This window comes from Polaribacter sp. BAL334 (assembly GCF_015767435.1).
Lineage (GTDB): Bacteria > Bacteroidota > Bacteroidia > Flavobacteriales > Flavobacteriaceae > Polaribacter.
The window spans coordinates 136,534-142,533 of sequence record NZ_JADWOV010000230.1 but is presented as its reverse complement, the minus strand read 5'-3'; the positions used below and the strand labels follow the sequence as shown (position 1 = coordinate 142,533).

At 27.9% G+C, this 6,000-nt stretch carries 6 protein-coding genes; 1 reads left to right on the top strand and 5 read right to left on the bottom strand.

What is annotated here, in order from left to right; all coding sequences use genetic code 11:
• Window positions 1–217: 217 nt before the first annotated feature.
• Both IU405_RS03045 and ligA read right to left on the bottom strand, forming a co-directional pair.
• Complete coding sequence (locus tag IU405_RS03045) at window positions 218–937, bottom strand: DUF4294 domain-containing protein (RefSeq protein ID WP_197437136.1); 720 nt, start codon at window positions 935–937, stop codon at window positions 218–220.
• Between the two features lies 1 nt (window position 938).
• Window positions 939–2,936 carry an NAD-dependent DNA ligase LigA gene (gene ligA / locus IU405_RS03040; RefSeq protein ID WP_197437135.1) on the bottom strand — a complete coding sequence of 666 codons (1,998 nt, stop codon included), beginning with the start codon at window positions 2,934–2,936 and terminating at the stop codon, window positions 939–941.
• 76 nt (window positions 2,937–3,012) lie between these two features.
• Here ligA and IU405_RS03035 point away from each other — a divergent pair, with 76 nt between their 5' ends.
• Window positions 3,013–3,675, top strand: a complete 663-nt coding sequence (locus tag IU405_RS03035) for a hypothetical protein (RefSeq protein WP_197437134.1) — start codon at window positions 3,013–3,015, stop codon at window positions 3,673–3,675.
• A gap of 603 nt (window positions 3,676–4,278) precedes the next feature.
• Here IU405_RS03035 and IU405_RS03030 read toward each other — a convergent pair.
• The 3 genes from IU405_RS03030 to IU405_RS03020 all read right to left on the bottom strand — a co-directional run bounded on the left by IU405_RS03030 (window position 4,279) and on the right by IU405_RS03020 (window position 5,937).
• Window positions 4,279–5,277: a hypothetical protein gene (locus tag IU405_RS03030; protein WP_197437133.1), complete on the bottom strand. Its 999-nt coding sequence runs from the start codon at window positions 5,275–5,277 to the stop codon at window positions 4,279–4,281.
• Between the two features lie 34 nt (window positions 5,278–5,311).
• Window positions 5,312–5,605, bottom strand: coding sequence for a hypothetical protein (locus IU405_RS03025; RefSeq protein WP_197437132.1), 294 nt, complete (start codon window positions 5,603–5,605; stop codon window positions 5,312–5,314).
• A gap of 167 nt (window positions 5,606–5,772) precedes the next feature.
• Entirely contained in the window at window positions 5,773–5,937 is a 165-nt protein-coding gene (locus IU405_RS03020; protein ID WP_197437131.1) for a hypothetical protein, read from the bottom strand.
• Window positions 5,938–6,000: the final 63 nt, after the last annotated feature.

Below are 6,000 nucleotides of genomic sequence, written 5' to 3'. Positions count from 1 at the left end.
TTTTTATTCCCACAATAAAAAAAATTATTTTTTTTTATTCTTTTTCTAAACCCTCTAAATACTTACTCCTGAACGTGCACCCATTTATTTTGGGACTGCAAAGATAATACTCTTTTTTTTCCCTAAACAAATTTTTTGGGAAGTTTTTTTTAGAAAATGAATTAAAAAAAATTAGAAATCTTGATATCAGAATATTAGCAAAATTAAAAACAAGTAATTATTTTTTCTTTTTCATTTTAGCAAACATCTTTTTATACTCTTCTACATTAATTTCTGCTTTCTTATCAGCAATAATTTTAGCAAAATCAAACTTTAATTTTGAAGGTTGGTACTGTAAATAATCATTTTGAAAAGCTCGTTGTAAGATATCTTCAATTAAAAAATCTTCATTTACAGATTCTGGATGGTATTCTTCTTTCAAAGAAAGTTTAAAAAGTGACGCTGTTGTGTTGTACCAAAATGCTTTCCAACCACTTCTAAATTCCTTAATATTCTCAAAAGTTGTCTTTCCTGTTTGACGATGAATTAATTTAATTAAAATTCTGCCTTCTGTTTTAGTCATTTTTTTTAGCTGATCTGTAAACTCTCCTTCCATATACTCCTGAATCAATTTGACATACTTCCGTTTTTTACTGTTCGATTTTATCCTTTCCAATCTATTATTAAGAGTATCTAATCTTTGTGATGCTAATCTAGCATAAGGATAAGCCTTAAAAACTTTCGATTTAAACCATAAATAATAACGAATATCCTCTGTTGACTTAAATTTTTGTTTAGGAAATATGGAAATTTCATCAAATTCAATTGTTAATGTATCTCCTGGTTTTACAATAATGTATTCTTCTAAATTCTTTGGCAAAGAATCCATTTCTCTTTTTTGAGAATATCCAAAAAAAGAGTACATATATATAAGTATGAAAATTATTTTTTTCAACATATTACGCTATTAAATCTATAAATTGTTTTTCAGAAATGATTTCAATGCCTAATTCTTGGGCTTTTTCTAGTTTACTTGGTCCCATATTATCACCAGCAATTATGAAATTTGTCTTTTTTGAAATTGATGAACTCACTTTTCCTCCATGATCTTCAATGGCTTTTTTCAATTCGTCTCTTGACATTTGATGAAAAACTCCTGAAACAACAAAAACTTGTCCAATTAATATATTTGATTGATTTTCTTTTTGTTTTTCTGAAACTTCTAATTGTAATCCGTAAGATTTTAAACGATTCATCAAATGGATATTTCCTAAATTATTTGAAAAATCGATAATACTTTGAGCAATCCTATCTCCAATTTCATCCACAGAAATAAGTGTTTCAAAATCTGCAACCATTAAATTATCAATGGATTTAAAATGTTTTGCCAACTTTTTTGCTACAGTTTCGCCAACAAACCGAATTCCCAGGGCAAATAATACCTTTTCAAAAGGAACTTCTTTTGATTTTTCAATTCCTTGAATCATATTTTGGGCTGACTTTTCAGCCATTCTTTCTAATGGAATGATTTGCTCAACTTTCAAATCATACAAATCTGCATAGTTTTCAATCAAACCTTCTTTTCGCAACAAATCAACAGTTTCAGCTCCTAATCCTTCAATATTCATCGCTTTTCTGCTGATAAAATGTTGAATTCTTCCTGTAATTTGTGGTGCACAACCAAATTCGTTTGGACAATAATGCTTGGCATCACCTTCATTTCTAATCAAAGCTGTATTGCATTCTGGACAATGTGTTGCATACATTGTTGGTAAGGAATTTTGAGGTCTTTTTGTAAAATCAACTGCAATAATCTTTGGAATAATCTCTCCTCCTTTTTCCACAAAAACAGTGTCTCCCACTCTAATATCCAACTTTTCAATTTGGTCTGCATTGTGCAAAGACGCTCTTTTTACAGTGGTTCCTGCCAATTGAACTGGTTTTAAATTTGCAACTGGTGTAATGGCTCCTGTTCTTCCAACTTGATACGTGATTTCATTTAAAATTGTAGCAACCTGATCCGCTTTAAATTTATATGCAATTGCCCATCTTGGAGATTTTGAAGTGTATCCTAATTCTTCTTGTTGTTGCAAATTATTTACTTTGATAACAACGCCATCAGTTTCATAAGGCAAGTCATGACGTTTTGAATCCCAATGATTTACGAATTCAAAAACAGCTTCAATTGATGTTGCCAGATGCATTGTATTTGGAACTTTAAAACCTGCTTTTCTGGCACTTTCCAGCATTTCAAAATGTGAATTGAATTTTCTTTCTGATGCAAAAACTTGATATAACAAACAATCCAAAGGTCGTTTCGCAACTTCAGCACTGTCTTGCAATTTTAAACTTCCGCTTGCAGTATTTCTGGGATTTCTATATTCTTCTTCACCATTTTCAGCACGTTCTTCATTCATTTTTCGAAATCCATCCAAAGGTAAAATGATTTCACCCCTGATTTCAAAATCACTCAAAAAATCATTTTTCAAATTCAATGGAATAGAACGAATTGTCTTTACATTCTGAGTCACATCATCTCCTTGAAAACCATCACCTCTTGTAACCGCTTTTACAAATTTTCCTTTTTCGTAAGTTAGATTTATAGATGCTCCATCATATTTCAATTCGCATGTATACTCAATTTCTGAGGTTCCTAGTATTTTTTGAATACGTTTTTCCCAATCCAATAGGTCTTCTTTTGAATACGAATTATCTAAAGAATACATTCTATTTTGGTGAGTAGTTGTTTCAAAATTCTTAGTTACAATTCCTCCAACTCTTTGTGTTGGCGAATTTTCATCAAAAAAATCAGGATTTTCCTTTTCTAATTTTTCTAATTCTTTCAGTTTTATATCAAAATCAAAATCAGAAATGGTAGCATTATCCAACACATAATAATTGTAATTATGTGCATTTAATTCTTCTCTTAGTGAATTTATTTTTTCTTGAATTGTCATATTTTTTGCTAAAATCCTTGTTTTTAAACATTTAAAAACCTACCTTATCCAATCTACAAAATAGAAAACATAAGATATGAAATACGCTATAAAAATACGTAAAATTTCCACAGTGAACGAACTTGAAAATGCATGGAAAATTCAAGATTACAAACAACTTTTAGAGCGTTTTAATTTTCCTGATCCACAAAGCAATGACCCAAAAGAATTGAAAGAATTGTTGTTCATGGCAATTACTGATTTTGAAACCCATGAAGCTGCTGCAATTGTGCTGGATTATACCTTGTCAGAACATTTGACTGAAGGACAAATAGAACAACTTTCGCACGAAATGTTGCTTGACAAAGTTTCCGAAGAATACCCTGTAATTTCTTTGCACAAAGCACTTTTTAATACAAATCAGTTATTGTATAAAACCTATAATGGTAAATTTCACAATGCAGAAGCTACTATTGTCGATTTTGAAATCACTCCTTTGGATGCTACTGAAAGTGACATATCCAAAGAAATTGTATTGAAATGTTTTGCAAAAAATTTGGACAATCACAGTCTAATTTTACGTTTATTCAAAAATCAAATCAATGCAATTGAAGCCTTTGAAGAAGCAAATGATGTGATTTGGGAACTTCAAAAAATGGATTCATTTTACAGATTGATAACCTCAGATTATTGGATGAGTAAAAGAGAAATTTTGAGTGAAAATTTCAATTGTAAAATTGATTTTTTTGAAGAGGAATAGTCATTCATTAAAACTCTTAGCGCATTCATTTTTGATTGTATTACTTATAGAAGCTTCGTTTTATAAATAAAATAAGATGTTTCTCATTTATTTCAATGGATTTTTTTCCTATTTGTATTGCGGATGCAAGATATATAACTGCGGATGAAAGAATTTAAAATGGACTTGCTAAAAATTAAAATGGACTTGCAAGAACTTAAACTGCGGATGCAAGAAATTAAAATGGACTTGTAAAAAACTAAATTACGGATGCAAGAATTTAAAACGGACTTGCAAAAAACTAAACTGCGGAAGCAAGAAATTAAAATAGACTTGCCAAAAACTAAACTGAGGATTCATGAATTTAAAATAGACTTGCAAGATTTTTTTTTATACCTGACAGGTTTTTAAAACCTGTAAGGTATGATGTCCTTAAAACACTAAAATTTTTAAAGTAAGTTTTATTTTAGTGTTGGTTTAAAGAAAGGATGTAAAGCTGAGGGCAAAATTTTCAAATAACTTTTTAAACTTAAACAGGTATTGAAATACTACCACTTATACAGATATTGAAATACTACTGTAAATTACTGAATATACTATTTTGCTAAGTAGTCTTTTCCATGTTTAAAGGCTCTCTATTGATTTTAATAATTTTTCATTTTTTCTTTTCTCAGTTTCCAATGAATCTTTAATTTGGTTTTTTCTTACTTTCATTCTTTCTTTTATTTTGTTGTTGTATTCATGAATCGACATATATATTGCATTTATTCTATATTCAGATTTTAAACTAACTGTTCTTAATTTTGAATTAGTTTCAATAAATTTAGATTCGTGTAGCCATTTATTGAAGGAAAAATTTACAATACTTATATCTTTTTGATAATTTTTAAAGGCTTGACTTTTTTCTAAACTATATATATAACTTTTAAATTCATATTTATCTTGCGATATAACTATAACATTACTGTCTTTATTTATTATAATAGGATTTTCTGATAGTAAATAGGTTAAATTTGATGTTGAATAATTTTCTTTTTGTATTTGTTTAATATTTTTTATTGATGAAATTTTGTCATTGAAAACTTCGTTGAGAAAAACTAACTCGTTATTCTCATTAGTGTAAGACATTTTTGGTGAATAATTTGGATTGTTTTCCACATATTCAGAATCTATCTCCGATTTCGTTAGCAAAGAAGGTAGCCCATATTTTTCTTTATATAAACGATATAAACAATTAGAATAAGCAGTTAAATCAAGAAGTTCTATACTTACCAATTTAGGAACATTTGAACTATCAAAATTTGGATAAATATTGCAATAACAATTTTCATTAATTAAAAATTTTATTGGATTAAAAATATTGCTATTCATACTAATAGTGCTTCCATATTTATATTTGCCTGACAATATATTTTCTTCATTTAAAATATCAACGACCTTTTGAAACTCATATTCAGTCATTCCTGACCAAAATTTTAAAAATAGTTTTGGTTCTTTTTTAAGCTTTTCCTCAAATGTTGGTTTTGAAATTATGGTTTTGAATTGTTTATTATCTAAGTTAAGAGGTTTATCATTCTTTTTTTCTGTTTTGCAACTTTGTAAAAAGAAGTATAATATTATCATAATAAAGATTTTTAATCGAAACATATTTGTATTATTATAAAGTAATTTCACAAGATGCAATTAGGGATTCAAAATTTTGTATTTGTGCCCATATGTTTTCTGCTTCTAGAAAAGTTAAAGTTCCAAAAATCTTAAAATTAGTGATGTCATCTTTTAACTCAACTATAAATCCAAATGATTCATAAGAATTTATAAAATCACTTTCTTTATTGTTTATAAATCTAATATTATATGTGTCAGAACCCTCAAAGTACTCCTTTGATACTATAGCAAAACGATTTACAATTCTAATATTAAAAAATTCTTGTTTTAGTAGTTTTCCTTCCATTTGATAATTTTAGTTTTTTTTAAATCCTTATAATTTTTTTTCACTATGCTTAAAATTCGTTATTTCAGATTTTATATTGAGGGAAAAGTTAAAAATTTAAAGTTTCGTATAACTTTTAATTAAATATTTATCAGAAACATTCACAAAAAGTAACTTATTTTAAGCACTCACTCCCTAATCACAATCCCCTTCACCTGCCCAAATTGAGGACTACTAGCTCCAAAAATAGCTTTTATATAGTTTTTTACATCTTTGGCAGTTTTAATGATGCCTTGTAAATTTTGGAAATACTCTAAGTGCTTTGAGTTTCTTGTTATTAATAAAGATGTCATAGCTATTTTTTTAAAGTTTTTCTTTTTCCAAAAATAGCAAAATTATTGTATTGAAAAAGAAAT